At 51.4% G+C, this 25,391-nt stretch carries 26 protein-coding genes and 3 pseudogenes; 25 read left to right on the forward strand and 4 right to left on the reverse strand.

Annotated features, from left to right (window positions below; translation table 11 throughout):
• Nucleotides 1-339: 339 nt before the first annotated feature.
• Together AB3U87_RS10725 and AB3U87_RS10730 are read left to right on the forward strand one after the other, a co-directional pair.
• Nucleotides 340-515: pseudogene (locus AB3U87_RS10725) on the forward strand (IncC plasmid conjugative DNA transfer DtrJ family protein); the annotation flags it as partial.
• A gap of 63 nt (nucleotides 516-578) precedes the next feature.
• Nucleotides 579-863, forward strand: a complete 285-nt coding sequence (locus AB3U87_RS10730; protein ID WP_253455955.1) for a hypothetical protein — start codon at nucleotides 579-581, stop codon at nucleotides 861-863.
• A gap of 103 nt (nucleotides 864-966) precedes the next feature.
• On the opposite strand, the gene AB3U87_RS10735 is transcribed toward AB3U87_RS10730, so the two are convergent.
• On the reverse strand, nucleotides 967-1,803 hold the full coding sequence (locus AB3U87_RS10735) for a hypothetical protein (RefSeq protein ID WP_394148943.1): 837 nt from the start codon (nucleotides 1,801-1,803) through the stop codon (nucleotides 967-969).
• Nucleotides 1,804-2,034: 231 nt separating this feature from the next.
• Between AB3U87_RS10735 and AB3U87_RS10740 the strand changes: the two are divergent.
• The 13 genes and pseudogenes from AB3U87_RS10740 to AB3U87_RS10800 form a co-directional block, all read left to right on the forward strand.
• A pseudogene (locus AB3U87_RS10740) lies at nucleotides 2,035-2,241 on the forward strand (integrative conjugative element protein, RAQPRD family); the annotation flags it as partial.
• Between the two features lie 378 nt (nucleotides 2,242-2,619).
• A complete protein-coding gene (locus tag AB3U87_RS10745; protein WP_394148944.1) occupies nucleotides 2,620-3,492 on the forward strand; it encodes a ParA family protein in 873 nt (290 codons plus the stop codon).
• 134 nt (nucleotides 3,493-3,626) lie between these two features.
• Nucleotides 3,627-4,997 (forward strand): SPI-7-type island replicative DNA helicase, encoded by a 1,371-nt coding sequence (gene dnaB-PI, locus AB3U87_RS10750; RefSeq protein WP_394148945.1) that lies wholly within the window; start codon nucleotides 3,627-3,629, stop codon nucleotides 4,995-4,997.
• Entirely contained in the window at nucleotides 4,994-6,673 is a 1,680-nt protein-coding gene (locus AB3U87_RS10755; protein ID WP_394148946.1) for a ParB family protein, read from the forward strand. Before dnaB-PI ends, AB3U87_RS10755 begins: the two co-directional genes overlap by 4 nt.
• Nucleotides 6,666-7,022, forward strand: a pseudogene (locus AB3U87_RS10760) (DUF2786 domain-containing protein); the annotation flags it as partial. The gene AB3U87_RS10755 and the pseudogene AB3U87_RS10760, both read left to right, overlap by 8 nt.
• Before the next feature lie 68 nt (nucleotides 7,023-7,090).
• Nucleotides 7,091-7,654 carry a DUF2857 domain-containing protein gene (locus tag AB3U87_RS10765; RefSeq protein WP_227635187.1) on the forward strand — a complete coding sequence of 188 codons (564 nt, stop codon included), beginning with the start codon at nucleotides 7,091-7,093 and terminating at the stop codon, nucleotides 7,652-7,654.
• Nucleotides 7,651-7,899 (forward strand): ParE family toxin-like protein, encoded by a 249-nt coding sequence (locus AB3U87_RS10770; RefSeq protein WP_199954880.1) that lies wholly within the window; start codon nucleotides 7,651-7,653, stop codon nucleotides 7,897-7,899. The genes AB3U87_RS10765 and AB3U87_RS10770 overlap by 4 nt, the downstream gene beginning before the upstream one ends.
• A gap of 90 nt (nucleotides 7,900-7,989) precedes the next feature.
• Nucleotides 7,990-9,225, forward strand: a complete 1,236-nt coding sequence (locus AB3U87_RS10775) for an STY4528 family pathogenicity island replication protein (RefSeq protein ID WP_394148947.1) — start codon at nucleotides 7,990-7,992, stop codon at nucleotides 9,223-9,225.
• Between the two features lie 291 nt (nucleotides 9,226-9,516).
• Nucleotides 9,517-10,209, forward strand: a complete 693-nt coding sequence (locus tag AB3U87_RS10780) for an HNH endonuclease (protein WP_394148948.1) — start codon at nucleotides 9,517-9,519, stop codon at nucleotides 10,207-10,209.
• Nucleotides 10,206-10,850 (forward strand): hypothetical protein, encoded by a 645-nt coding sequence (locus AB3U87_RS10785; protein ID WP_394148949.1) that lies wholly within the window; start codon nucleotides 10,206-10,208, stop codon nucleotides 10,848-10,850. Before AB3U87_RS10780 ends, AB3U87_RS10785 begins: the two co-directional genes overlap by 4 nt.
• Entirely contained in the window at nucleotides 10,817-11,143 is a 327-nt protein-coding gene (locus AB3U87_RS10790; RefSeq protein ID WP_225557386.1) for a nucleotidyltransferase family protein, read from the forward strand. The genes AB3U87_RS10785 and AB3U87_RS10790 overlap by 34 nt, the downstream gene beginning before the upstream one ends.
• Nucleotides 11,144-11,642: 499 nt before the next feature.
• Nucleotides 11,643-12,389 carry a PFL_4669 family integrating conjugative element protein gene (locus tag AB3U87_RS10795; RefSeq protein WP_394148950.1) on the forward strand — a complete coding sequence of 249 codons (747 nt, stop codon included), beginning with the start codon at nucleotides 11,643-11,645 and terminating at the stop codon, nucleotides 12,387-12,389.
• 13 nt (nucleotides 12,390-12,402) lie between these two features.
• Nucleotides 12,403-14,448 carry a DNA topoisomerase III gene (locus AB3U87_RS10800; RefSeq protein ID WP_394148951.1) on the forward strand — a complete coding sequence of 682 codons (2,046 nt, stop codon included), beginning with the start codon at nucleotides 12,403-12,405 and terminating at the stop codon, nucleotides 14,446-14,448.
• Between the two features lie 328 nt (nucleotides 14,449-14,776).
• On the opposite strand, the gene AB3U87_RS10805 is transcribed toward AB3U87_RS10800, so the two are convergent.
• From AB3U87_RS10805 to AB3U87_RS10815, 3 genes are read right to left on the reverse strand one after another with little or no spacing between them, the layout of a single operon-like run.
• Nucleotides 14,777-18,823: an NACHT domain-containing protein gene (locus AB3U87_RS10805; protein ID WP_394148952.1), complete on the reverse strand. Its 4,047-nt coding sequence runs from the start codon at nucleotides 18,821-18,823 to the stop codon at nucleotides 14,777-14,779.
• A 14-nt stretch (nucleotides 18,824-18,837) separates the two neighbouring features.
• Entirely contained in the window at nucleotides 18,838-19,245 is a 408-nt protein-coding gene (locus AB3U87_RS10810) for a DUF6375 family protein (RefSeq protein WP_394148953.1), read from the reverse strand.
• Entirely contained in the window at nucleotides 19,242-20,159 is a 918-nt protein-coding gene (locus AB3U87_RS10815) for a radical SAM protein (protein ID WP_394148954.1), read from the reverse strand. The genes AB3U87_RS10810 and AB3U87_RS10815 overlap by 4 nt, the downstream gene beginning before the upstream one ends.
• A 449-nt stretch (nucleotides 20,160-20,608) precedes the next feature.
• On the opposite strand from AB3U87_RS10815, the gene AB3U87_RS10820 reads away from it, so the two are divergent.
• The 10 genes from AB3U87_RS10820 (at nucleotide 20,609) to AB3U87_RS10865 (ending at nucleotide 25,388) form a co-directional block, all read left to right on the forward strand.
• Complete coding sequence (locus AB3U87_RS10820) at nucleotides 20,609-21,073, forward strand: STY4534 family ICE replication protein (protein WP_394148955.1); 465 nt, start codon at nucleotides 20,609-20,611, stop codon at nucleotides 21,071-21,073.
• 77 nt (nucleotides 21,074-21,150) lie between these two features.
• Nucleotides 21,151-21,354: a hypothetical protein gene (locus AB3U87_RS10825; protein ID WP_394148956.1), complete on the forward strand. Its 204-nt coding sequence runs from the start codon at nucleotides 21,151-21,153 to the stop codon at nucleotides 21,352-21,354.
• A 10-nt stretch (nucleotides 21,355-21,364) separates the two neighbouring features.
• Nucleotides 21,365-21,910 (forward strand): single-stranded DNA-binding protein, encoded by a 546-nt coding sequence (locus tag AB3U87_RS10830; protein WP_394148957.1) that lies wholly within the window; start codon nucleotides 21,365-21,367, stop codon nucleotides 21,908-21,910.
• Nucleotides 21,911-21,923: 13 nt separating this feature from the next.
• On the forward strand, nucleotides 21,924-22,160 hold the full coding sequence (locus AB3U87_RS10835; RefSeq protein ID WP_016190698.1) for a DUF4160 domain-containing protein: 237 nt from the start codon (nucleotides 21,924-21,926) through the stop codon (nucleotides 22,158-22,160).
• The gene (locus tag AB3U87_RS10840; protein ID WP_394148958.1) at nucleotides 22,141-22,404 is read left to right on the forward strand and encodes a DUF2442 domain-containing protein; all 264 of its coding nucleotides are present in this window, start codon (nucleotides 22,141-22,143) and stop codon (nucleotides 22,402-22,404) included. Before AB3U87_RS10835 ends, AB3U87_RS10840 begins: the two co-directional genes overlap by 20 nt.
• A 138-nt stretch (nucleotides 22,405-22,542) precedes the next feature.
• On the forward strand, nucleotides 22,543-23,139 hold the full coding sequence (gene pilL2 / locus AB3U87_RS10845; RefSeq protein WP_394148959.1) for a PFGI-1 class ICE element type IV pilus protein PilL2: 597 nt from the start codon (nucleotides 22,543-22,545) through the stop codon (nucleotides 23,137-23,139).
• Nucleotides 23,140-23,249: 110 nt separating this feature from the next.
• On the forward strand, nucleotides 23,250-23,858 hold the full coding sequence (locus AB3U87_RS10850; RefSeq protein ID WP_394148960.1) for a hypothetical protein: 609 nt from the start codon (nucleotides 23,250-23,252) through the stop codon (nucleotides 23,856-23,858).
• Between the two features lie 4 nt (nucleotides 23,859-23,862).
• Complete coding sequence (locus tag AB3U87_RS10855) at nucleotides 23,863-24,030, forward strand: hypothetical protein (protein ID WP_394148961.1); 168 nt, start codon at nucleotides 23,863-23,865, stop codon at nucleotides 24,028-24,030.
• Between the two features lie 6 nt (nucleotides 24,031-24,036).
• On the forward strand, nucleotides 24,037-24,741 hold the full coding sequence (locus AB3U87_RS10860) for a TIGR03759 family integrating conjugative element protein (protein ID WP_394149005.1): 705 nt from the start codon (nucleotides 24,037-24,039) through the stop codon (nucleotides 24,739-24,741).
• The gene (locus AB3U87_RS10865; protein ID WP_394148962.1) at nucleotides 24,720-25,388 is read left to right on the forward strand and encodes a transglycosylase SLT domain-containing protein; all 669 of its coding nucleotides are present in this window, start codon (nucleotides 24,720-24,722) and stop codon (nucleotides 25,386-25,388) included. Before AB3U87_RS10860 ends, AB3U87_RS10865 begins: the two co-directional genes overlap by 22 nt.
• The last annotated feature ends 3 nt before the right edge of the window (nucleotides 25,389-25,391 follow it).

Genomic DNA, 25,391 nt, shown 5'->3' on the forward strand with positions numbered 1-25,391 from the left:
GCTCCATTTTGCACGGGATTGGATGACACCTGCTGGATTTGCCGAAAAACCGGCCGTTTGCCAGAATAGGCAACCAGTTATGCCTGGATCAGATTCGGGAGCGGGGCCATACCGTCGGAGCTTCTTTACTGGCTGATGGATAACGTTTCAGCTTACTGCGCGTCAGCCATCTCTATTAAAAATAGTATTTAGGGTAATCCCTTGTAAGGCGAAGATGATTTTTGCATTAGGGCCATAACCGATAATTTTCATCGTCAACTTTGGTCTGCTCATCGAACTGACGTCGCGGTAAAAATCCTGTGGCATGTAATGAAACAGCCGCCACGCGTCGGGTAGGCGTCGAGTTTTGTGTATCACCATGCAAAACGAATGGTGAAACCCGCAATTTATGTCCCTGTATGCTGTATCTGTCGTGGCCAACGGCGGTATATCCCAACCTGCTGCTGTTGCCCGCCGCTATTTTGCTGGGTATTGCAGTGACGGTGACCACAGCTTCGTTTAAAAAGTACCTTTAGTAGTTGATCCTGATTGATATCTGAGTGAAAAATATGCAGGTGATTAATGACAGGAGAGAATATATGAAGGGATTCATTTTTAGTTTCATGCTGGGAACGATAGTGCTAAGCGCACCAGTTCTGGCCAGCAATGCTCAACAACAAGATGCTCAAACTATAAAGATTGAACAGTGGGCTGATTCGAACCCCGAGGAGTTCAATACATTTTTAGTTAAATGTAATGAAAACAAGGTGTTTAGATTAGATAACTTACGGTCTTGCAGTATCGCTTCTTCTTATAAGGCTGAGCAAATATCAAACCAGTATCGGAAAGAAGTGCAGAGCGCGCAGTCAGCTCCTTCGTACTAGAGTAGTAAGCTGGGCGGCGGCGCACAAAACTGGCTTTTGTGCGCTGTCGTCAGCAGACAAGCCCTGTAAAAACGGTTACTGGCGCGTCAGTAAGGGAAGTATTTTAAATTTGATACATACTCACTTCATTTTCCCAGCATAGCTGAATCATCCGCCATTGCTGTATTAACTCAGATAATGCCTGTACTCGACCGTCAATATAAACAAGTACGCCAGAGGGAAAACCTGGTAAAAATGGCGGTTCATCGCCTTTATAATAGGATCCCGAATCCAGTTGTGTATTTTCGGGAAGCAGCTTGATAAGTTCTTCTGCTATTCGCTGTAGTTCAAAGATTTTATTTCTAAATTGGTGGGAGTATATATTAAAGGTAGGCAGGCCTATTCCTCTTCTGGCAAGCCCCCAGAGCGTTACGATAATCTTGTGATCAACTCTGAAAGTTCGGAACTGAGTTCCTTGAACCTTTAAACAAAATTGATAGATAGTGTCAATAAAAGGACTGGTGAAGTGGAGGTATTTTTCTGTTTCCCGACAGTCGTCAAGCGTCGTTCGTCCATATCCTGGATTCTTCCAGCCGTCTCTCCCCTCGGGGTTATTACTCTGTTGCGCCTCTCTTTTCCACTGAAAAAGATGTTCTGCTGGGAACATCAGTTCACAATTATCGACACGACGATGGCAAGTTGTACAAAGGTATATTCCGTTAGTTTGAGCGCTGAGTTGTTCAGGCGTCATATGTGGGTTGGATCGAGGGCCACTTCCCGACAGGCTAACAGCAGAATAAATATGGGCTACATCGCCCAGTTTTCGAGTTTTATTTTGTTCGGTGTAGAACTCAAGTAAATGCATACGGCAGCCAGGATTTGCACAACAATATCCGGCTTCCTCCATGACCATTTTTCTGGTTGCTTCTGTGAACTCCACCCTACCTGATGATAACGTCATGCTATTTTCTAACCTTCTGGATCAGACAGTAATAATTCGCTAATGATAACGCAGCGATAGATATATTGTTGTCTCTACTAATCAACTTGTATAGCGCTTTGGCTTGCTATTTGTTAATACGAAAATTATCAAAAAACCATAAACAGTTATCCCCTGACCCGTCTTCACATTTATCGCACCCTCACAGCACCCTAAATCACTGAGGAGTGCTTAACCTGACGAGCCGGCTGTTTGCTGGGGCTGACATTGCTGATCGCGTTACCCGTCCATGCATCTGAAAAAGATGAGCTGGCGTCTGCCCAGCACCTATTGATTCAAATACAGGCAGCACTTGAACGTGCTCGCGTTGCTGCCGTTCAGGCTGACCGGCCAGAACAGGGGCGTTTCTGGTTCGACTATTCCCGTGTCACATCGGATCTCAAAACCATCAATACCGGATAGGAATGTGGTTTTGCCGTCTCGCCATATTATTTTCACCATAACCTCACGACGGCGCTGATAACATCGTCGGAACGGAATCTTACGCTGGTGAAAGACTTACTGGGGCATCAAAGCGTCAGTACAACAAAATACGTGGGGCAGAATGCCCATTTGGCACCATCGGGAAGCGGGGGCAGACAGAGAGAAGGATAATATCTACTGGTAATCCAGTGATTTTTTGACGCATAAAGCAAAAACCCCCGCATAAGCGAGGGTTTGGAATAGTGGTGCCCGGACTCGGAATCGAACCAAGGACACGGGGATTTTCAATCCCCTCTCAGGTGTTAACCGGATGTAAAAGTGCGTTTGTACGTTACCTGAGTGAACGTACAAACTATGAAAATTTTACCCGTCATTTCTCCAAAAGGCGGTGAAGGTAAATCGACTTTCGCTGCCTATCTCGCCGGTTTCCTTGCCGATGCCGGTGTAAAGACACTTCTTATTGATGCCGACTGGACTCAGCCGACGGCCAGCAGCATTTTTGCCCTGCAGCAAGAAGCCCCTTTCGGGCTGTATGAGCTTCTCATGCAGACAATCCCCGATCCACTTCAGGCTATTTCTCAGACCTCAATTGATAATCTGGACCTTATTTACTCAAACGATCCGGACGAACTCCTGCCGACAGCGATGCTACACGCGGCAGACGGTCGTATCCGCTTAAGGAATATTCTTCAGCATCCTGCCTTTGCCCGCTACGGGGCAATTATTATCGACTCCAAAGGTGCCACCGGGGTGATGACGGAGCTTTCCATACTTGCGTCAACCGGCCGTGTCATGGGAGTTGTGAAACCCATACTTCCCGACGTTCGCGAGTTTATTCGCGGTTCCCTGCATATGTTTTCCCGCCTCAAAACCTACGAAAATTACGGTATACACCTGCCCGACATCTCTATTCTTGTGAACTGTTTCGAAAATACGCTTCTTGACCGGGAGGCGATGGACAGTCTCTCAAAAATTATCAGCGAGAAGCTGTATGACAGCAGTGTATTGGGAGAGCGAAATATGTTCAGTCTGCTTGATACCTGCATTGAGCAACTGGATATCTTCAAACTGGGCCATGTTAAGTCACAGCCGGTTCACCGGCTTGAATATAAAACCAGGCGTAAGGGACCTGCGGCGGCAGATACCATGCACAGCCTTGCCTGCGAGTTGTTTCCTGAGTGGAAAGCGCTCTTTGATGACGTTCTCTCCCGGGAGGTTCGCGTATGAATCGGGATCTAATCTGGCGCGTGGTTGCTTATTCCACTGATAAGGTGAATCGCGAAACCGGGATGGGGATTTGTTTCTGTTTTCCTGAGTTCCTGAACCACCCTTGCATACCTGATTTCGACTAAGGAGGGGCTATGGATAATAAAAATATTCCCCACTCGGTAGAAGCAGAGCAGGCCGTTTTGGGTGGGTTAATGCTGGATAACGACCGCTGGGATGAAGTGGTTTTATTGCTGGCACCGGATGACTTCTTTGTCGTCCGGCACCGCGCCATTTACAGGGCAATGGCTGAACTGGCCGGTGAAAGCCAACCGCTGGATCTGATTACGCTCTCTGACCGGATGGAAAATGGTGATTTGTTGAAGCGGGTGGGCGGTTTTGCTTACCTGGCTGAGTTGAGTAAGAACACACCATCGGCTGCCAATATTCTGGCATATGCGGGGGTAGTGACGGAAAAAAGCCGGCTACGCAAGCTGCAGAGTGTCGGCAATATGCTGGTCGCTGACGTGCAGGCGTTGAATGCGCATTCTTCTGACGTTCTGGAGGCAGCTGAGAACCAGCTGTTCTGCATTGCTGAGCAGGGCATGCTGCAGGCAGGTACTGAAACCACCATAAACGATGCCATGGACACGCTGGTCAGCCGGCTTGAAGCTATGATGGCGTTGGACGGTCTGACCGGTACGCCAACCGGTTTCCGCCAGCTGGATGAGATGACCTGCGGCCTGCAGCCGGGCGATCTGGTTTTGCTGGCTGCACGGCCATCGATGGGGAAAACCGCTCTGGCGCTGGCAACATGTGCCGCTGCTGTACGGGGAAAACCGGATGATTACGTTTTCGTCTACAGCATGGAAATGCCGGAAGGACAGCTCTCTATGCGTCTGATGTCTATGGAAGGGCGGGTTGAACTCAGCAGGCTTCGTAGTGCATCTCTGGGTGATGAAGAATGGGCCCGTCTTTCACTGGCCATGAAGGAAATAATTCAATGGAATAATCACCTGATTATTGATGACACAAGCTATCAGACACCGGCAACCTTACGCGCCCGTACCCGCCGCTATGTCCGCAAGTACGGCAATCCCGCCCTCATAATGGTCGACTACCTGCAACTGATCCGCTCTCCCGAACAGGAAAACCGGACTCAGGAGATCGCCGAGATATCGCGCTCCCTGAAGGCGATGGGCAAGGAGTTCGGGTGTCCCGTACTGGCGCTTTCTCAGCTCAATCGTCAGGTGGAGCAGCGGGCGGATAAACGTCCCAATAACGGCGATCTGCGCGATTCGGGGGCACTCGAACAGGATGCCGACCTCATTATGTTTATCTACCGGGATGAGGTGTATAACCCGGGCACCATGACGCCGGGTGTGGCAGAAATCATTATCGGTAAGCAGCGTCAGGGGCCAACCGGAACGGTGAAAGTGCAGTTTGACGGCCGCTATACGCTTTTTTCCGAATATCAGGAAGGGGGATATGACTTCGGGTACCACAGGACAGGAGGTCGGGCATGAGCCGTAACCGCACGAATATTGGGGCTTCCATGCTCCAGTCGGGCCGCAGAACCTCGGGGAGCGTTGAGAGTACACCGGTGGTTGAAATGCCGATGGTACTGACGATTGAACAGCTGGCGCCGAACCCGGATAACCCGCGAACATCGCGTAACCCACGTTATGACGAGATAAAAGCGTCAATTAAAGCCCGCGGGCTGGACACGGTACCAAAAGTCACCCGCGATCCGGATGGCGATCCGAATAAATACATTTTCAGTGATGGTGGGAACACCCGTTATCAGATACTGACAGAGCTGTGGCAGGAAACGAGGGAGGAGCGTTTTTTCCGTATCCATGTGCTTGTGAAGCCCTGGCCCGGACGGCTCCAGTGCGTGATTGGTCATCTTGCTGAGAATGAAGTCCGTGGCGATTTGTCCTTTATTGAAAAGGCCCAGGGGATCCATAAGGCACGGGTTATCTATGAAGAACAGCTGGATAAACCTGTTTCGATGCGGGAATTGTCAAAGTTACTGACTGAGCAGGGATTACCGATCGATGCCTCAAGCATCAGTCGTATGGAAAGCGCACTCACCCACCTGTATCCCTGGATGCCTGATTTGCTGGAGTCTGGGCTGGGGCGGCCACAAATTAATGCCCTTTTGGCTATTCGGCAGGATGCGGAGAAAGTCTGGGATCAGTTTTGCCTTCTGTCTGAACGAAGCGATAAATGCTTCACCGATGTATTTGGTGAATGTTGCCGCAAGTTCAATTCCCCCGAACTGTGGTCGCCGGAAATGTTCCGCGATGAATTTATTGGTGATCTGCTGCTGGCACTGCCGCATCCGGAACTGAATTATGACCGCTGGGTGATGGAACTGGCTCCCGGCGAGCGTAACCGGCGCTATCACTTTGGTGAACCGGCAGAGGCTACCCGTCCTCAGGAAGTGGCGCCATCACCGTCTACCGACAGCGTTCAGGAGACTGTACCCGAGCCTGATTTTGCCCTGCAGACAGCACTGTCTGAGTCTCCGCCGGTCACGCCAGCGGTTACGGAGGAACTACCGCAGCCAGTTGCAAATTCACGGGTAACGTCAGAGGACAATAAGGAAGCGCATGCGTCGTTCCCTCGTACAGAAATACAGCCCGATATGTACGGCGGTTCTCCGGTTATTTCGGGAGACAGCATGGGCCCTGGGCTTTCTCCGGACCATGATGAAACCGATAGCGATGAGACGCTGCTCTCTATGCTGACACCGGAGCCGGAGGATGAGGAGGAGAGCCAACGCCCGGCCAGCCACTCTACCGGAGATATGATCTGGTCTGTTCCGGCTTATCAGGACGATATCGAACATCTGCAGAATATGGCCTTCATCATGGCGTGGGAACTGGGGGAAACGCTGGGGTGTGAAGATGAAATCCTGCCAGATCGCGCCAGTAGTCTGTCGCCAGGCTATTGCGCTGCGGGCGACAGCTGCAGCGCACCGGCAGCTTTTCTTTTGTCCCTTGCCGGGTGTTGTCCGGCGCATTGCCAAGCAAGTAGCCTGGATAGCGTACTGATCGGCGGGGCTGTGCAACAGGATGTGCCGGTTCTTGATGATGAAAATGCCATAAAACTGCTGAGGCTGATGCGCGTCATGCGTCGTCTGCGGGAGCTGCAGCGTGGCGTGAGCGTAGTGGAGGAGGATCATGATGAATAATGACAAACGCCGGGAGCGGCTGGTCAGTCTGGTCAGGAAACTGCTGAAACTGAGCCGAAGCAACAGCAATACCCATGAAGCCTGGCTTGCGCTTTCAAGGGCGCAGCGCCTGATGGAAAAATATGGCATCAGCGAGCTGGACGCCACGCTTTCGTCCGTTCGTGAAGTTGACTCTCAGGGTGCACCATCAGAGGCCGAAAAGGTACCTGAATGGATGACCCGTCTGGCATGGGCGGTTGGCCATGCCTTTGGCTGTTGGCCTTACTTCTCATGGAGCAATACATCATCGGGCGTCTGTCGACGAACTGTGACATTTTATGGGTTCAGTGAACGGCCAGCCGTGGCGGCTGTTCTGTCTTCCGGAGGTGTTGAGTGACTAATTCCGGTGGTTTATCTCAGGCTGCCAACGGGCTGCTGATGCAGCTGGTGATGGATCTGAAAAGTGGTTATCTCCGTCGCTGTGAGTCGCTTGGGATCAAGCGTGAAGAGATGCAGATGCTGCAGGGACTCTCCCTTGAGGAACTACATTATCTTGCTAACAGCGAAGTTTCTGTGGTCAGCGTCAGCATCGATCACAGTAATCTGGTCAGCATGCTGCAGAGGGCCAGAATGGAGCAAAAGCGCATGCAACGCATCGACCGGGCGCTGGCGCTGGGCAGTTCGATAGAGCTGATGCAGACGTTTTTCGGGCTTTCCAGTACGGATGTGGCGGCCCGTCGCAGGATTGCCGGTATCGAAGCACGATCCGGACGTGGCAATACGATCGGGGATGAAGACAATGCGGAAATCTGGCGGCTGTGGCAGAAATCAGGCGTTGAAGAGGTGGAAAGCCCGGACGGGCTTGATGTCATGATGCTGGCCGCGGAGCAACTTAATATCCCCCTGACCTCAGTCTGGCATGCTGTGAAAGGATGGCACAGAACCACACCCCGTCGCTCTGTGAGTCAGTCCCCGAAACCTTCAGTGAGGAAGCGTGCATGAGGATGAAAAACGTTGGCCCCGGTCTGTGGGCCTCTCCCTGCACGCCATCGCAATGCTGCCGTAAAGCCTTACGACTGGTCAGTCAGTTTCATCATGGCGATCGCAATTATACCCGGCTTGAGGACCGGGGCTGTGGATACGTTAAGATTAATATTGGTCCGTTCTGGCGTCTGCTCAGTCGTAACGGGGGCAGAACCTGGTTACTGCTGAGTCATGAGCGTTACAACTCAGCCATCCGCAAATAGTGTGTTTACCCTGCATCTGCACGCGGATGCAGGCATAAGCATACTGAAAGAACAGAATGGCCTGACGAGAGCCATTATAAGGAAGAAAATATGACGCTGCCTGCGGACAGCCTGATAGCGTTTACGCTGGAAAAAATGAATGCCCGCCTGGCGGCTAATCCACTGCGCGATAACGGACGAGTACGCAGCGGCCTGTTGTTTACGGGAAACGTGCATGATGCCATCCCCCGAAGGTTGTTGCTGGATCAGCGGCTTTCTCCCCTTGATAAGATGGGCTGGATGATGATCCGCCTATATGCACAGAATAATGAGGGGGCAATATTTCCCAGTTATGATGAGCTGCAGGTGCAACTGGCTTCTCCGGGTAAAGGTAAAGCCTCCCGTGAAACCGTCAGTCGGGTATTACTGATGTTACGAATAACCGGCTGGCTCAGCCTGTGTAAGCGGGTTCGCGACGATAAAGGTCGGGTTCGTGGTAATATCTACGCGCAACATGACGAGCCCCTGACTTTCCGGGATGCAGAATCACTGGATCCGCGTTTTCTTGATATGGTTGCCGATGCCAGTCTGAGTAAAAACCGGACGGTCAGTCAGACCGCCCGGGATGTGCTGGATGAGATTAAAAACGATCCCACAATGCGGCACTATCATAGCCACCTGTCTCTTCTTGAAAACCGCCTGGGTCGACCACAAAATGCCGGTCAGTCAGCAGCGCGGCAGCATCCCTCATTATTAAATCCGGAGCTGGGTTCGGAAGCCGAACTCAGTGTGCGGCGAATAAAAAATAACCATCGAGAACAGAGTACGGAAACCGAACTCAGTCAAAATCAGGAGCCAATAATACAGAGTTCGGAATCCGAACTGCCAGTAAAATCAGGAGATTACTACAGAGTTCGGAAACCGAACCATTACGTACGTAGTTTCACACACAGTGTGAATAAAAAAACGTACGTGGACAGTCAGGTAGCATTGCCTGATGCGCTGAAAGCCGTAGTGTCACAGGAAGATCAGGAAATGCTGATTCGTCAGCTTCAGGCCCTACCGGAAACGCAGGCGAAGCAGGTTCTGTTTGCTCTGAAGAGCGTGATGGAAAGGCGACAGGTCGATAATCCGCTTGGCTGGATGCTGGCAGTGATGAAAAAAGCCCGTGAGGGGACTTTCAGACCGGTTAAGCAGCAACCGGTTCAGCCGGAGACTCAGACGCGACCACTCATACCTGAACAGCCGTTTTTCTCTGTGTCCCCACGGGCTGCGGTAGCGTCTGAAGAACAGGTCAGAAATTACGTCAACAGCCTCCGGCAGCAATTGCGACAAAATGCCCGATGATTAAAGGAGTGGCTGCTATGAGCGGACATGAACAGGGGGATGCTGATAATATTTTCACCAGTGGATTACTGTTTCCAGTAGAGGGTACAAATTGAATACCAAACGTCATTGCAGAAAAGTATGATTGACAGTCCGCTGTGAGCGAAAAGCGGAAGTTCACTATTGTTCTCACCATTGAATAGAGCTTAATGAACATCGCGGTGCAATAGGAGGCGGATCAACTGTATGCTATTCAAGGAGCAAGCAGGACAGAATATTTTCATACTTACAATGAAACCCTAGGAATCAAATATGGCTACTCGGAAAAGTATCCCAAATGAAACCAAATTACGGCTGTTTTCGGCATCTGCAGGTCATTGTCAGCATCCAGATTGTCTCAAGCCACTTTTCCCCGCAGAGATAGGCGGGGATAAGCATATTGCTGAAATGGCACATGTCATTCCTCATGGTGAGACAGGGCCTCGATACGAAGAGAGACCAGTTGAAGAGTTTGAAATAGACTCATTTGAAAACCTCATCCTGCTATGCCCTACCTGCCACACAATTATCGATAAAGCGCCTGAATCATTTCCGAGAAGCATGATTTTAGGCTGGAAGAGCAACCATCTTGTAGCCTTAGCGCACAAGCAAGGCATTATTCGTTATGAAGATAGAGGGCAAGCGAGAGAGGCTGTGATCGCAGCTATGGATGAAAATAAGGCCATATGGAAAGAGTTCGCTCCTGTTGATGGTGCAAGATTTGAGTTCAATCCTGAGTCTGAAACGGCACAGATATGGTCGCAAAGGATGAAAAGTGTCATTTTACCTAATCACTTCCGCATTCAGGCGATCATAGGCATGAACCGATGCCACCTGACAGTCGAAGAGCGGGAAACCTTTGCCCAATACAAAGAGCATGTTCGTGGACTTTCTGAACGCCATGTTTGTGGTGTTTCTGGAAGTGCTATTCGTTATCCACATGATATGGAAGGAATTTTTTCATGAAATGGCAAGTTAGATATGCACTTGAAAATACTAATAAAAGATTAGGCAGTATGGGTTCGGCTGAACATGTAAATGGGGACGCTATAAGAATATCAATCCGTAATAGACCGGAAATATTGGCAGTTATCTCCGAATCCGCAGAAATTACTATCGATATAGCTGTGCAATACCATGAAAAATATCCCGATATGGATTTTCTTTGTGGCTTCAGAAGTGAATGTGTATGGACGGGGGCGGCTATCAGCTTCCTAACCGATGCAAATATTGGTTGGGGCAGCTCAGGTACTTTGAGTTCTGCTCTTTCGGATAATAACGTGAACACGGCTTCTCATAAGGATTATTTCTTCTCCTATCGACTTATTAACCAGATGAAAAAGTATTTCAGAAACATAGAAAGAGAGTTTGATCGCGTTTTCACTATAGTTTTGAATAATGGAAAGAAGCTCAGGGTGGGCATGCTTCTTGAATATGAACCCACAGCTGATGCAGTTCGCTCTTTCTGGGATCAGTTTGGCCCCGTCGATGTTATTTGGAACATTAATCCTAATGGAAACCCTACCAAACCGGCACTGGAAGCAGGGCATCAATTGGGGTGTGGAGTACTAAAATGGGCAGAGTTGAAACATTTGATTACTCGCTGATAATGTCTGCAAGCGATGTGGCTCGTTACCTATTGGATACGTGTCAAACATTGAGTTTTTTTGAAAGCTTCATGTTTGGCTCATCGCTTTTTGGGGTTGGCTCTGATTACGATATCTTAATTGTCGGTCCGTCAGGAGAGTTGTTACTCCAACTTAAAGCAGAGTTGAAACTTGCAGGGGCGGAATTACCGTTGGATATATTATACATGCTTCCAATGGAGGCTAATGAAACTTGCTTTGTAGCTAACCAGAAATGTATCTCCCTTCAGCAACTGGCATACTTTGGCTCATAAATTAAATTTACCTGCATAAAATCGAATAGCGGTCCCGAGAGAAGTGAGGACCGATGCTGGGCATGAAAACTAACACTATTTGACATCTGTTTAATCCACTTTGTTCATTCACACTCTCTTGACCATGATTATCAGTCAGATCTGTATCCAGATTTTTAGATGTTAATGACCCCCCTGGCTCACCGGCAAAGCCGGGTCATCAGTCCTACTTCGCCTGACCTGCTCCCCATAGATTAACATAGCACGATGTTAACAACGTCCGTTCCTGGCACATAGCTGACCGTCATGCTAGAAGCGGATGGTGTTGCCAGTGGCAACAGTGGTTAAAAAGTATGCGGCGTTGCCAGTGGCAACAGTGATTAAAAAGTACACGGTCTTTACTGGCAATAGATAAATCAAAATTTCATCATCTGGCGATCTGGTTTTCAATTGTCCTGCTTCCTCTTGCTGAGGACTATCTCAATCCTGACTGAGATATCGCAACAGCAAGGGGCTATATATGGAAAAGGGTAAAAAGAACGCGGATGCTAAGGTCGGTAATGAAGCATCTTCACCGCGGGCAGGCGCACTACAGTCCGCGCTTTCGGTAGAGCTTCATACTCACTATGCCATCAGATTATGGGAAGGGCGTAAGCAAAGTGACAGCGGTGAGCATGAGAAAAAGCGGCCTGAAATCATCAGCATGCCAAAGGCCATTCAGCGTGCCGGGGTGGCTTCCCGGGATTCAGCATCAGATAACCCTTATGCTGATATGGTACTGGTGAAACTGGAAACCACGCTTCACATGGCGTCCAGTAAGATCAGTACGATAGTGAATGAACTGGATGTGATTCTGACAGCTGTTCCCAAAGGGATAACGCTTTCTGACATTGCGTCTGCGCATCCTCTGAATATCAGCGTTTACAGTCGTTCCCCCCTGGGGTACCGGTGCGTATGGCTTCTGGTCGGTTACGACCAACTGGCAATGAAAGCGTTTCAGGCTTTCCATTATGGGCTGATTTCACGCGCTCAGCGCGATCAGTATCTCAACAGAGGCGGACATGCTGTCAGACAGGTTTATGGGGCTATTCAGCCTTATTACACCGTGGCGGTTAACCGGAGTGACATTATTAATCTGACCGCCTGCGGCAAAGAGGCCCTGGCGCGGTTGGGTGAACCCGATCCAGATATTTTCTCCGGTAAAAAGCGATCTTCTTTTTCATCGCCTCTGCGGGAACACTCTGTTCGCCAGAGCGAAAAGCGCTGAGAGGGGGTGAGACATGCAGCTTTATCTGTGTGAGAAACCGTCTCAGGCGAAAGATATTGCGCGGGTTCTCGGCATCAGTAAACGGGGACAGGGATTTATCAGCGGTGGCAATATCACCGTCACCTGGGCCATTGGCCATCTGCTGGAGCAGGCCAGCCCGGATGCTTATGGCGAACAGTTTGGTAAACCCTGGCGGGCCGATGTGCTCCCGGTTTTACCTGATAACTGGAAAATGGTGGTCAAACCCCAGACCCGGGATCAGTTTACGGTTATCAGTAAGTTGCTGAAGCAGGCCGGAGAGGTGATTATTGCCACCGATGCTGACCGGGAAGGTGAGGTTATTGCCCGTGAGCTGCTGGCGTATTGTGGGTATCGTGGCAAAGTACGTCGGCTATGGTTATCCGCGCTGGACGAAGTCAGCGTCCGGGAGGCGCTGGCCGGTATTCTTCCCGGGGAAAATACGGCAAAACTGTATGATGCGGGGCTAGGGCGCAGCAGGGCTGACTGGCTTATCGGCATGAATCTGACCCGCCTTTATACTCTGATAGCTCGTGAATCCGGTGTTTCCGACGTGTTGTCTGTTGGGCGGGTTCAGACGCCGACGCTGGCCATTGTGGTTAACCGTGATAAAGAAATCGCTGATTTTGTCCCGGTCCCATGGTGGCAGGTGCAGGCTCTGCTTGAGAAAGACGGCGTGCGTTTCAGCGCGACCTGGCAGGCGGCGGCGCAGTACTGCGATGATGAAAAGCGCTGCGTGAATCAGCAGGCAGCGAAAGCCGTCGGACAACTCTGTCAGCAGCAGAAGGGCGCAACGGTACTGGAAGTGAATCAGAAGCGCGATAAAACACCGGCCCCGCTTTGCTTCGATCTGGGGACGCTGCAGCAGGTCTGCTCCCGTAAATTCGGGATGGGGGCTAAAGAGACGCTGGCTGTCGCCCAGTCATTATATGAGACGCATAAAGCGACGACCTATCCGCGAACCGACTGTGGTTATCTTCCGCCATCGATGCAGCAGGAAATTCCTGATGTACTGACCGCCGTCGCTAAATCCGATCCATCAGTTGCACCGGTGCTGACCCAACTGGACCGCGGGTTTGTCTCCCGGGTCTGGAATGATAAAAAAATCACGGCACACCATGCCATTATTCCCACACGCCAGGCATTTGATCTCTCGCGCCTCAGCGCGGATGAGCTGAAGGTTTATCAGCTTATTCGACTGCATTATTTTGCCCAGTTTTTGCCGTTGCAGGAGTCTGATGTGACCGACGCCTCTTTTAACATAGGCGGGCAGTTGTTCCGGGCCAGAGGGAAAGTCAATGTTGTCACGGGCTGGAAACTGTTATTTCAGAAGGACCATCAGAATGAGCAATCTGAAGATACCGGTGAAAACGATGCCGACATGGCGCTGCCACCGTTAAACAGAGGTGACAACTGTCTTGTCAATGGCGCAGCGGTGGAAGACAAAAAAACCAGTCCACCACCCCCGTTTACCGAGGGAACGTTGATTGCTGCGATGAAAAATGCTGCCAGTTTTGTCAGCGACCCGAAGCTGAAAAAAGTTCTCCGTGATAATGCAGGGTTGGGAACCGAAGCGACCCGGGCCGGGGTACTGGAGACGCTTTTCTCCCGTAACTACCTGGAGAAAAAAGGCAAACATATCCATGCCACGCTGCTGGCTAGGGAACTGATAGCGGCGTTGCCTGAAACGCTGACCAGTCCCGGTATGACCGCGCTGTGGGAACAGGCCCTGGACGATATCGCTCAGGGAAAAATGCCGCTGGATACCTTTATGCAGAAACAGCTGCAGTGGACCCGCCATCTGGTTGACAAAGGGAGGAGTGATACAGTGAAGATTACCGCGCCTGTGACACCCCCCTGCCCGGTTTGTAAGGGGCCGACCCGCAAGCGTAAGGGAAAGAATGGTGATTTCTGGGGATGTATTCGTTATCCGGAGTGTAGCGGTATTATTGCAGGGAAAAATGGCGGGAAGGGCCGGAAAACCGCGCGGGGCAAAAAACCGGCAGCAAAGACGAAAGCGGAATTCTCTGCACCGCAATAATGGTTTTGGGTACACCATGGCAGTAAGTTCTGCTATGGTAAACCCGCTTTGATGCAAAGGTACCCCGCAGGCCACGGGGCTGTCACCGGACTTTAACGGGGTCTGGTGTTAGCCTGGCCCGGCAGGCAGTGAATTGTACGTTCCGACTGGCCTGCAAGACGCATGCACTCCGTGAAAACCGCGTCGGGATAATGTCCTTAATCCCCGGAGAATGATGAGACACCGCAGGTTCTGGTACTGACTGTAAGGGCGCTGGTGACAGCGCCTTTTTTTATTTTGCTCTGGGGTATACGTATGTTAGACATTTTAATCTAAACGGCATTTTTCCCTAGTCCGGCTCGATTAAACTCAGCGAGCTAAAAGCAGCCTGATAAACGAGAGTACGCTTGTGAATGTGTTGGTGGTTCGCATAGTACTCATGCAGGTTGGGTGCCCTGCCTGATCGGTAATGGAAGCCACGCTCACCCCATATAAGCCATACCAGAGCCTTGCCGGACTGCGTCAAGTAGCTGTCAAGAAGATCACGACGCAGATAGCTGACTGATCCACTGTTCTCTGACTCATCCTTGCCAACTTTACGGTACATGGATGCCGAACCTAAAGCATCGTACAAATCCCATTTGTTTGCGCGGTATCTGAGATCCAAGGCCTTACAAAGTTGCTTTGATGGCAGGCACGCACCGCTGCCTTGGTTCATCACGCTGTGGTAGCTCTCCCAGCTGTAGTTCTGCACCGTAATGTCTACCGCGACGCCATTGTCTGACCATCTGTCAGCGGATACCATATCTTCGTCGCGGTCATTCTCTTGCTCATCAGTGACAGGTTGTCCCGGAATTGAAGAGAAAGTCATCTCACCCGCATAGGTGTAGTGGTAACTGGGTGCCTCCGGAATGGCGTCATTGCCAGGATACTCGAGACCAGTGAATAATCTGCACAGATGGTCGACTTCTTTGTTGTCCACGAACACCCCTCGTAAGAAAGTGAAGACTTGTCGGTCATCGGTGGAAGCATTCTGTTCGATAAATCCGTCAAGTAGGACCCACGGCCCCGTCAGGCCATCAATCTCCGTGATTTCGAGTATATTGCGATAGTCTGGTTGCGGACCTCTCACTATCCAGTCACCAGTATCCGTAGACTGACTATTGAACAAGACTGGGAGAGGCAGGTCGATGTTTGCAGCTTCGGGTGGAAACGTTGGGTCAATATCCGCATCTAATGAGCGAGCGCTGCGGCCCTCGGCAAGGACACTCTGCGCGTACCGGACACCCCACATCTCGAAGTAAGCGATCCAACCGTACTTTTTTCCGTATCGATCAACCTTGTGCTTGTCATCCCCTATACGAGAGCCGGGGTCCATTTGTCGGTCAATAGGTTCGAACTGCTCGGGCTCATAACCAAGCACCAGCATTCGAGAAACGATCGCCGGTAATATCCGCTGGTATTCTGGATTGCTGTCATCGTAGTTCGAGCGACCGGGAATCATTCGCCCTATCGTGTAGTTGCCAAAGTCCATTCTAATCGCCGCAAGCTTCGCACCTTCAATCACCGTTGGGTCATACTTCGGCATATTCTCAAACGGACTAGGCAGGTGACTAAATGGTGGAAGGAGATAAGTTGCCTCGTCTTCAGACAAGCAAGCTGGATCAACCATCCTCGCGATGGCAATGATTCCCAGACAGTACTGCTGATATAGTGCATGCCAGGTAGGGTGCGACGCTGCAGGAGCGAACATCGTTTGGTAAATATCCCGAGCGAATCCAGGCAGTGCCTTAAGCATCTCTACAGCATTACTATCCGACCAAGTGATTAGCACTGCACCATAGGCAGCAGCAAGCATCCGTTCGGGGACGTATGGGTCTGAAACTATAATTGCCTCCATCGCTAGCCGGAAAAACTCCTCTGGCCTCCTGGCAGCAAATTCGGACAGGGCTTTAGTTGCTGTATCCCGCAGGCTTCTTGACGTCGACGTTAGTGTCCACATCACCCAGCGCGCCCTCCGAATTTCTCGCTCGTCCAGAACATCCGACTTCCATCTGGAAGATAGAGATTTTAGGTCGTCTTCGACTAGCTCCGAATTTTGACGAAGCCACTCCGACCAGAAAAGATCACGCTGAGTGTTGGACATGGTCAAGAGCACATCGTGTAAGAAGTTCATATCAAACGGATGCGCTTGCGCTGCCCTGGTGCTCCGAAGTCTCTCAAAGGCAATTTGTGCGAACGGTTTCGATTCCTGCATAGCGCGCTTGAATCGTTCCACTGTTTCCCGTCCGATATGTCTTGAGTCCGATTGCGCCGTCAACAACAGAGCATTCATGACGAGTTTTTTATCCGACAAGTCTTGCCAAAGCTGCCGCCTGCCAGAGCGTTGCGGATACAACCCAACCAGAGCCTGAAACACGTCATAAGCGAAGGTATGTGAACCAGGCTTATGGAATTGGAACTGCGTGCTTCCTTCATCGCTTTGCAGCCACTGCACCAAGTTCGTTTTCGTAAGCAGGTGGCGTGCCATCATATGTCCGGCCATCAGGTCGTATGCAAACGCAATTCCTTGGCCACCTTCCTCAGAAGCAGTCCGAACGAGCACGCCTTCGGACTCCAGCGCGCGAATGAGGCTGGCATCCCAGCCCAAGTCTCGAACTACCGTCCGTACAGTTTGGAACTCCACACTTCTCGCGTTGTTCTCCCAAAGAAGGCTAGCTATCTTCAGCAGTACATCTTGAACTTCATCCTGATAAACGCGATGCACCGGCGGTGAAAGCTCAGCGACTCGTGTGGCAACCTTGTTGAAGTGTGCTTCGAATAGGCTTACAAGCGAACGGGGTAGTGCCTCCACCCCGACAATGTGCTGGCGATGAGGGTTCACCACCTCACAAAAGATTCTCAGCGTTAAGGGGTGCTGCAAGAATTCGATTGGCAGATCTGCATCGGTGGCGTCTATCTTGTAGTACTCAAAGTACTTGTCGATAGCCGTATGCGGGTCTTCCTGGAACCCGTTATGCTCAAATTGAGGGAATTCTTCCGGTAGACTCATCTGCGCGAATTCATTGCGTAGAGTGACAACCAACAGGACATATGGAAAGCCCCTCAAAAGCTCATCTGCCCGGGATAGCTCATTCCTCCAGTTTATCGGGTCTTCCGCCTCATTTAGACCGTCAATGACGATAGGTATGCGCTTGCCCGCGCGCTGGCCCGCAGCATCCAGGGCCTCAACCAACCGGTCGAAATTTTCTGCCGATCTTCCGGAAATTTTGAAGGCAGACACGAGATCGTCGAGGCTGTGGTCAGCGCGAAGATTTCTGCCTAACAACAATACACCACCGGGAAATTCTCCGTCCGCTTGCGTCACTTTGACGGCAAGCTCGGACTTTCCTGCCCCCGCAGCTGCAAGCACAGCGACAGCCCGAACGCCGATCGAACGCTCCAGACGGCGCAATGCCGACGAAACTGAGTGGATGTCTGCAACCAGATTCGCGGCTAACGGAGCTCCTTCTGAACGCGCCCCACGCAACTTTGAAAGCAGTCTGTCATAACGTACCGACTGCGGTGGATTCGATGCCAGAATTTGCTGTACGCCATCAAAATCACCCTTGCCTAGTGCCGCGTACAGGTAATCAAGTAAAGCAACCAATTCAGTGGCTCGAACCAAAAGTAATTCGATTCCGGCTTTGAGCTCAGGTTTAAGTTGCTTAGTCAGCGAAGTAATGTCCGTGCAATTCCTTGTGAGGGCATTTGAGAGATTCTTCAGGGATTCCCATGCACTCTGACCGCACAGATGCCTGAGTATCTTATTCTCTGCCCCAACGCCAACATGAACTTCTGGCTGGTATCGCCGCTTGAACGGAGCCGCAGCGAGCCTGTGCTGCTCAGTAAGTAACGCTGGCGTCAGAACGAGCTCGCCAAAGTAGGTTTCTCTAAGTAGCGCTCCTGGACCGACCAAGAGATCATCGATGTCGGTCGCCGTAAGCAGGTCCAACTTCAACTCGGGGAAGCGCTCTTTCTCAAGCGCAAAGAACCACTCTTGGTCTGCTTTTGTCAGGGTGTGGTATGTCCAAAGCTTCCAATCTGTCACACCAGGAACATGCTTGCGCGTCTTTTCAATACCCTCGATAATCTTATTTCGACGTGTCGTCCCCAAGTCCTGTCCGTTCGACAACTCATACCATTTGCATTGCCAACCAATCCAGCGTGGCGGCTCTCCAAGATCACAAGGCTCTGTCAACTCGAGATGGAATTCCACTCCTGGCTGATTTGCGAGTTGTTTGAAGCGACCAAAGCGACTGTAATGTCGGCGTACTAGGGCGCGGCAAAGTTTTTCGAAGTTTTCATCGGCTGCACCAGGTAGTTCGTTGAACACTTTCCAATTTGCTTCAGGCATCAGTAATTCCTCTTTCAACTGACATCGTCGGAATCGGACGGATAGTCATGCGCTGAGAAAACTTCGACCTTTGCCCCAGCCTCGATAAACAACTTCACGAACACGGACACCTCTGCCTCGTCAGTCGTAACAGTAATTTTGTCACCTTCACGACTTAAATTATGATCAGATACCAGTTGGCCAAGGTCCGATGGACCTAAGGTATAGAGGTTCAGGCGACCCAACAAAGAGAGCATCTCGTCTGAAAATCTCTGATCCTCTGGTTTAGCAAAAGATATGAATTGGCTGTCATCTTTCGAAACCTGAGCGCTGAGCTGTTTAATCTCCTTCTCGACCTTCTTTGCGTCTTGCTCTCGCTTGAACCTCCCGATGAGAACCAGATTCATCGAATGCTCAGATCCGTAACCGTTCCAAATTTTCATATTTGCACCTCTCCTTGAATCTCGAAGGTATTTCTAAGTCGCTTAAGCGCTGACAGAACGCCGGCGTCTCCAATATTCACGCCAGCAGCTGAGTAAGAACTCGTGCGCAATATACCGGACGCGTCGATGTGTGCGTAAGCTTGAAGGCCTCGCTCATCGGGGAAAGGGTCGCACGTAGGCAGCCCTGACGCACCCGCCTCACTTACCGCAAGTCGAACCTCGCCTCTGTAGTTAGTGACCCAGTCCTGAAGTTTCCGACCGACCACTTCATCCATGCTTGCGACCGCTTTAGTTGCTTGCTGAGGGAGCAACAGCAATTCGCTAGCTCCAACCTTTTGTGCAAGCTCGCTCATCGAGTCAAGCTCAACAACTGTGTGCTCGTTTACCACGACATTGATCCCAAAGGGCGACAATGTCTCAATCGACTCAATACCTCTGAGCAGGCTGGAAAATTGCTTTCCGCGCTGTTCTTCATAGGTAAACCCTATTCCGTCAACGCTAATTCGTGCAAAGTGAATTGAGCCTTTGAGCTGTTTGACCAGCTGTTGTGTCAGACGATGACCATGAGTTGTGAATGTGACTGCAAGCTGCGTTTCTCCAGCAGCCCGTTTACATATCTCAACGAAATCAGGATGTAATGTTGGTTCACCGCCGCCAAATCCAATGCCGAGGCATCCTTCAGTATCAAATTCCTTCAACCAACCGAGCACTTGGTCAGCATGTAGCGATGCCTTATGCTTTGGTGCAAAGCAGTGCATACAGTGGAGGTCACAAAGATTGGTGAGTGCAACGGATACTTGGCGGGGAGACATCGACCAAACCGTTTCTCTCGGGCGCAACTCGTCTAACAGGACATTCAGACCTGAGTTCCGATCAAAGAAATGTACTCCGTTTGGTCCGATTCTGGACTTCATAAAGCATTGCTCCCCGTTGACTAATACACAACAGTGTTGGAATGGTCTTCGCATGATAGCGAAAAATCATTTTAAAAGAATATTGTAAGGCCTGCTTTTAAGGTTCAGGGTTGACTTTCCGCGTCGACGGTTTAACTATGAATATGCTAAATCGTCGTTTTTACGACCACCAATGTTTCAGCAGCCTGTGAGAAACGCCTTTGGGTGGCTGCAAAAGAATTCTCCCGCAGCCTGAAAGGGAGAGCATACTGAATGTGGTACATCTGCGCACCTTTGGAAGCAGATATCGCCAGTACAAGCGCACTATGACGCGGCGATGAAGGTTTCTTAATGACTCACCAGACAGTCGGAATTTAGTTAATTCTGACTCCCCGACGGGAAAACACTCCCGTCCGGGCAGATGTTTTTCTCCGTCGTATCTTATTTTTACCTCCATGGAGAAAAACATCATGTCTGTAAACACCCCTGCGTCATCCAAAACTGAATATTTCAACCTGACCATTAAAGGTCTGGGATATCTCAGCAATATTCGCCAGGTCAATCTTCAGAACGGTTCTTTTCTCAGCTGCGTGATTAACGCGCTGAGTGGTCCGACGGATAACCCGACATACGTTCGTTTCGATGTTTCCGTTGCCGGCAAAGAAGCGACCAGCCTGATTGGCCGCTGTCAGAAAGCCGTTGATGAAGATAAAAAAGTCCTTATCGGCTTCACCTTAAGTAATCCGGCCACGGATATCTTTACGCTTAACAAAGGCGATCATGCCGGCGAGCAGCGTGTCAGCCTGAAAGCCCGCTTAATAAAAGTGGACTGGATAAAAATAGGGCAGGATATGGTTTATAAGACTGAAAAACCGGACTCCATGCCGCCTCAGAATGGTTCTGCTCAGCCCGAATACGCTGAAAATTCTTTCTGAGTTATTTTTACCCCTACCTCCCTGAATAACAGACTTTCCTTCAGGGAGGTCTGTTTTCTTTATTAAGGAAACACATCATGAATAATTCAACAGGAATTCTGGCAGCAGAGTCCGGTTTTACTTTACCTTTACAGGTGCTCAAAAGCGGGCGCGGTTATTATATCGGTACGGCAAATCATGAGGGGCCTGTTTCCCGTGAGTCTGAAGAATACTTCAGTACCCATAAAAAAGCGGTTCAGGCGTTCACAAGTGGTGCCTGGACTCAACGTGAATGGGTATAGGAGAACAATCATGGCTTCACGTGGAATTAACAAAGTCATTCTGGTTGGAAATTTAGGCCAGGATCCCGAAGTGCGCTATATGCCTAACAGTAACGCAGTGGCCACGCTTTCGCTCGCGACCTCAGAGAGCTGGCGCGATAAGCAAACTGGCGAAGTAAAAGAGCAGACCGAGTGGCACCGAGTTGTGCTGTTCGGCAAACTGGCGGAAGTGGCTGGCGAACATTTGCGTAAAGGCTCACAGGTATATATCGAAGGTCAGTTACGTACCCGTAAATGGCAGGGGCAGGATGGTCAGGATCGCTACTCCACAGAAGTGGTGGTAAGCGTAAATGGCACTATGCAGATGCTGGGGAGTCGTCAGCAGTCGGGTAACTCCTCCTCTCAACACCAGGAATGGGGACAACCTCAGCAGCCTGTATCAAATGGCCAGCCGCCTCAGGTGGGGCCGTCGTCATCCAGAAGTTCGGCTGCTGGAATGCCGATGGATTTTGACGACGACATCCCCTTTATCGGGTGTGGTTATGGCATTAATCGGGTGACCATACACGCAATCTGACAGGGAGAATATTGTGCCTACAGTATTAAGGATCGGCGCTTATCGATTCTATTTTTACAGCCATGAACCTAATGAACCGGCGCATGTCCATATTGATAAAGGCAATGCAACCGCTAAAATATGGTTACATGATATCAGCGTCGCGCGTAGTGTGGGATTTGCTTCGCACGAGCTTCGTGAATTACAACGTCTGGTTAAAGAATATCAGATAACACTCCGGGAGGCCTGGGATGCTTACTTTACAAAGTGAGAATGATATTCGCGTAATGAATGTCTGTATTGATGATGATCGCCTGACGGTTGATCTCATGGATGGACGCAGTATCTCTGTTCCCGTTGCCTGGTTCCCGCGTCTTGCTGCTGGTACTGCTGAGCAGCGACAAAACTGGGAGCTGTGTGGTGCTGGTTATGGTATCTACTGGCCTGACCTGGATGAGGACCTGAGTACCGAAGGGCTGCTTCGTGGTGCTAAAGGTGCGATTCCACGACATTGACCGGTGTAATTTGACAAACAGAACGCTGACCTTACGGTCGGCGTTTTTTTTCATCTGTGGAAAATCAGTTGTTAATTGAGTCAATGCGGGGGGATTTCGCACAGTGAGGGCTGTTAATCACTGTAAAGGAAACCCCGGATGAAATTTCAACCCCGTTATAAGACCCTATCTGTTGTTCTGCCGCTGCTTTTGCTGGCCAGCTGTTCCTCTTCACCTCAGAAGTTACAGCAGCGTGATGCCACTGTGCCCACGCCTTCCGTAGCTGTCACCCGCAATGTTCAGACCGTCGCGCCTGATGAATATGCCCGAACGCCGGAGGTGGTGCGTTATGACCGCTACCTGCTGATCAGTACGGACCCACAGGCGGCACAGCGCGACCCGCTCACCCAGATTATTGATATTCGTATTCCCGCCTCCCTGCATCCGACTGTGGCTGATGCCCTTCGCTACGCGCTAAAACAGTCTGGCTATTCGCTTTGCGCTACAGGACCGGCAAACGGCGTACTTTATCGCCAGCCACTGCCTGCCGTGCAGTACCAGCTGGCCCCCATGCGTCTGCGTACCGCTCTGCAGGTGATGGCTGGCCCGGCCTGGCAACTGGAGGTGGACGATGTCCAGCGCGTGGTCTGCCACAGCCTGCGCAGCGGTTATCAGTTGCCCGCCAGCCAGTTACCGCCTGTCCAGGCTCCCCGGAAGGTACCCACCCCGGTTAAGGGAGGGTTTCTGAAAAAATGAGCGAAAAGAACATAACTGAGCCCGTCCCCGCCGGAGAAAAGAGGAGTGGGCGGTCATGGTGGTCTGCTGTCGGCACTTGTCTTTGTCTGATGATGGCGGCGGCTGGTTTTGTGTTGTACGTGCTGGTCAGCGGCGTGACTGACCTGGATACGCGCCTTTCACGTCTGGAAGCGCAGGACAATACCGCCACAACCAGCACGATGTTATCCACCCTTCAGTCGCAGGTTTCAACGCTGCAGGCCGGGCTGGCTGATAACCAGCAGCGCGTAGCCACGCTGCAGAAAGATACTGAAGCCCGTACCGGACCCTCGCAGGAACTGGCCACTCTGCAGGTGTCTGCTGCACGGTTACAACAGGTGCAGCAGGAGATGGAGGTCCGGCTGAATGCGCTTGCTGTACAGCTGAATATCCTGAAAGCGGTACCGGCTGCTGCGGCTCCGATCCCGGAAAAAACACCGACAGAAGTAAAAAAGCAGCTCCCCGTTAAACCCCGTTCGGCCACAGTTGTTGCACACCATGCACCATTTGTTCTGACCGGCGTGGAAAGACGAGGCGCTGAGTCCTGGGCGGCGGTGGCCCCTCGTGGTTACCACAGCCTGTCGCAGATAGCGCTTATCGGGGAAGGGGAAACCGTCTCCGGTTGGACGCTGGTTAGTGCCGGTTACAGCGAAGCGACTTTCCGGGTCAACGGACGTCTTACCGTCCTCAGGGTGGAGTGACGAAATGAACAGGAAACAGCTGATTACAGAAGTGAAATACCGGTTGAACTTCCCCGACGACAGCCTGGCTGCCCGGCAGGCCCTGATGAAGAAACAGTCTGTAGCCCTGAAAAAGATCCCTCTGCCAAAGGTGAGTCACCGTCATCCGCGAAACCGCGAAAGAAAGGAGTAAGCCATGATGAAACGGAAAATGTTGCTGTTGGCTGCGGTAATGCTGAGTCCGCAGGCTCTGGCGGCCACGGATATCTCCGTAGTTGAAAACTCGCAAACCACACAGAGCCGGACGCAGACCCTGCAGCAGAAAGCCGGCGAATGGGGGCTAAGCCCGGAGGATTACCAGCGGTATCAGCAACTGATGAATGGCCCCAGGGGTATTCAGTCCCCGGGGCTGGATCCGCTGTCGGCGCTGGGGATTGAGGCTCGCACGCCAGCAGAGCGCCGTCAGTATGCGGAAAAATGGGTTAAAGAGGAATTTGCCCGTACGCAAAAAGAACTGGATTTCCAGCGGGAAATCAATGCAGCCTGGCAACGACTTTATCCGGACAGGCTGCCGGTGAATCTGGGGAATGCTGCCGGTGTTGCCCGGGATACCGGGGGCCGTCTGGCGCTGTTCATTAAGTCGAAGGACTGTCCAACCTGCGATGCGCGGCTGTCCGCGGTGCTTAGTGACAACCGTCCGGTTGATATTTACCTGGTCGACAGCGGGGGGAATGACGATAAGTTACGCCAGTGGGCCCGTGCTCACCGTATCCCGGCGGAAAAAGTTCGTTCCCGCCAGATTACGCTGAACCATGACGGTGGCCGCTGGCTGCGTTTCGGTAACGGAATGATGCCGGTGTTGCTGCAACAGGGAGATAAAGGATGGCATGTGGCCGCGTTCTGATCGCCCTGATGCTGCTGGGAAGTGGTAGTGCAACGACGGCAGGTGAGACTGTGCCGGAGGGGTATATCCGGGTGGCCATTGCGCACGGGGTACCGCCGGAAGCGCTTTATGCTATCTCGCTGACGGAAACCGCCATGGCGCCACAATCGATTGCTGCGGTGGCCAGGCAGCAGACAAATCTGCCTGCGGTGAGTCGCCCCTGGCCGTGGACGATTAACGTGGCGGGTAAGGGATACCGCTATGCCAGCCGTCTGGAGGCCTGGCGGGCGCTGCAAGTTTTTATGTCACGCTATTCCCTTAAACGTATTGATGTCGGTCTGGCTCAGGTAAACCTGGGCTGGAACGGGCATCACTTTGTGTCGACCTGGGCGGCGTTTGACCCGTACACCAACCTCAATGCCGCAGCCAGCATTCTGCGCGAGTGCTGGGAGCGTAAACCGGGTAGCTGGCTGGATGCGGCCGGTTGTTATCACCATCCGGCGGGTGGAAAAGCCGCAGCGCGCTATAAAGCCGTGGTGAAACGCCATCTTATCCGCCTCAGCGACACGACCAGCCAGACCCCTTTGTTGTCGCCCTCCTTATTACCGCAGACAGTGGCAGCCATTGCCCCTGAGCCTGGTTTTATCTGGACTGAACCCGGGAGTTAACCC

The sequence above is a fragment of the Erwinia plantamica genome (assembly GCF_043420595.1).
Taxonomy (GTDB): domain Bacteria; phylum Pseudomonadota; class Gammaproteobacteria; order Enterobacterales; family Enterobacteriaceae; genus Erwinia; species Erwinia aeris.

Coding starts and splice junctions, on each gene's coding strand:
- AB3U87_RS10775 (WP_394148947.1), top strand. CDS start 7,990: ATGACGCTGCCTGCGGACAGCCTGATAGCGTTTACGCTGGAAAAAATG.
- AB3U87_RS10795 (WP_394148950.1), top strand. CDS start 11,643: ATGGAAAAGGGTAAAAAGAACGCGGATGCTAAGGTCGGTAATGAAGCA.
- AB3U87_RS10790 (WP_225557386.1), top strand. CDS start 10,817: ATGGGCAGAGTTGAAACATTTGATTACTCGCTGATAATGTCTGCAAGC.
- pilL2 (WP_394148959.1), top strand. CDS start 22,543: ATGAAATTTCAACCCCGTTATAAGACCCTATCTGTTGTTCTGCCGCTG.
- AB3U87_RS10735 (WP_394148943.1), bottom strand. CDS start 1,803: ATGACGTTATCATCAGGTAGGGTGGAGTTCACAGAAGCAACCAGAAAA.
- AB3U87_RS10830 (WP_394148957.1), top strand. CDS start 21,365: ATGGCTTCACGTGGAATTAACAAAGTCATTCTGGTTGGAAATTTAGGC.
- AB3U87_RS10780 (WP_394148948.1), top strand. CDS start 9,517: ATGGCTACTCGGAAAAGTATCCCAAATGAAACCAAATTACGGCTGTTT.
- AB3U87_RS10805 (WP_394148952.1), bottom strand. CDS start 18,823: ATGCCTGAAGCAAATTGGAAAGTGTTCAACGAACTACCTGGTGCAGCC.
- AB3U87_RS10730 (WP_253455955.1), top strand. CDS start 579: ATGAAGGGATTCATTTTTAGTTTCATGCTGGGAACGATAGTGCTAAGC.
- AB3U87_RS10800 (WP_394148951.1), top strand. CDS start 12,403: ATGCAGCTTTATCTGTGTGAGAAACCGTCTCAGGCGAAAGATATTGCG.
- AB3U87_RS10745 (WP_394148944.1), top strand. CDS start 2,620: ATGAAAATTTTACCCGTCATTTCTCCAAAAGGCGGTGAAGGTAAATCG.
- AB3U87_RS10770 (WP_199954880.1), top strand. CDS start 7,651: ATGAGGATGAAAAACGTTGGCCCCGGTCTGTGGGCCTCTCCCTGCACG.
- AB3U87_RS10815 (WP_394148954.1), bottom strand. CDS start 20,159: ATGAAGTCCAGAATCGGACCAAACGGAGTACATTTCTTTGATCGGAAC.
- AB3U87_RS10840 (WP_394148958.1), top strand. CDS start 22,141: ATGCTTACTTTACAAAGTGAGAATGATATTCGCGTAATGAATGTCTGT.
- dnaB-PI (WP_394148945.1), top strand. CDS start 3,627: ATGGATAATAAAAATATTCCCCACTCGGTAGAAGCAGAGCAGGCCGTT.
- AB3U87_RS10755 (WP_394148946.1), top strand. CDS start 4,994: ATGAGCCGTAACCGCACGAATATTGGGGCTTCCATGCTCCAGTCGGGC.
- AB3U87_RS10810 (WP_394148953.1), bottom strand. CDS start 19,245: ATGAAAATTTGGAACGGTTACGGATCTGAGCATTCGATGAATCTGGTT.
- AB3U87_RS10825 (WP_394148956.1), top strand. CDS start 21,151: ATGAATAATTCAACAGGAATTCTGGCAGCAGAGTCCGGTTTTACTTTA.
- AB3U87_RS10855 (WP_394148961.1), top strand. CDS start 23,863: ATGAACAGGAAACAGCTGATTACAGAAGTGAAATACCGGTTGAACTTC.
- AB3U87_RS10765 (WP_227635187.1), top strand. CDS start 7,091: ATGCAGCTGGTGATGGATCTGAAAAGTGGTTATCTCCGTCGCTGTGAG.
- AB3U87_RS10865 (WP_394148962.1), top strand. CDS start 24,720: ATGGCATGTGGCCGCGTTCTGATCGCCCTGATGCTGCTGGGAAGTGGT.
- AB3U87_RS10860 (WP_394149005.1), top strand. CDS start 24,037: ATGAAACGGAAAATGTTGCTGTTGGCTGCGGTAATGCTGAGTCCGCAG.
- AB3U87_RS10785 (WP_394148949.1), top strand. CDS start 10,206: ATGAAATGGCAAGTTAGATATGCACTTGAAAATACTAATAAAAGATTA.
- AB3U87_RS10820 (WP_394148955.1), top strand. CDS start 20,609: ATGTCTGTAAACACCCCTGCGTCATCCAAAACTGAATATTTCAACCTG.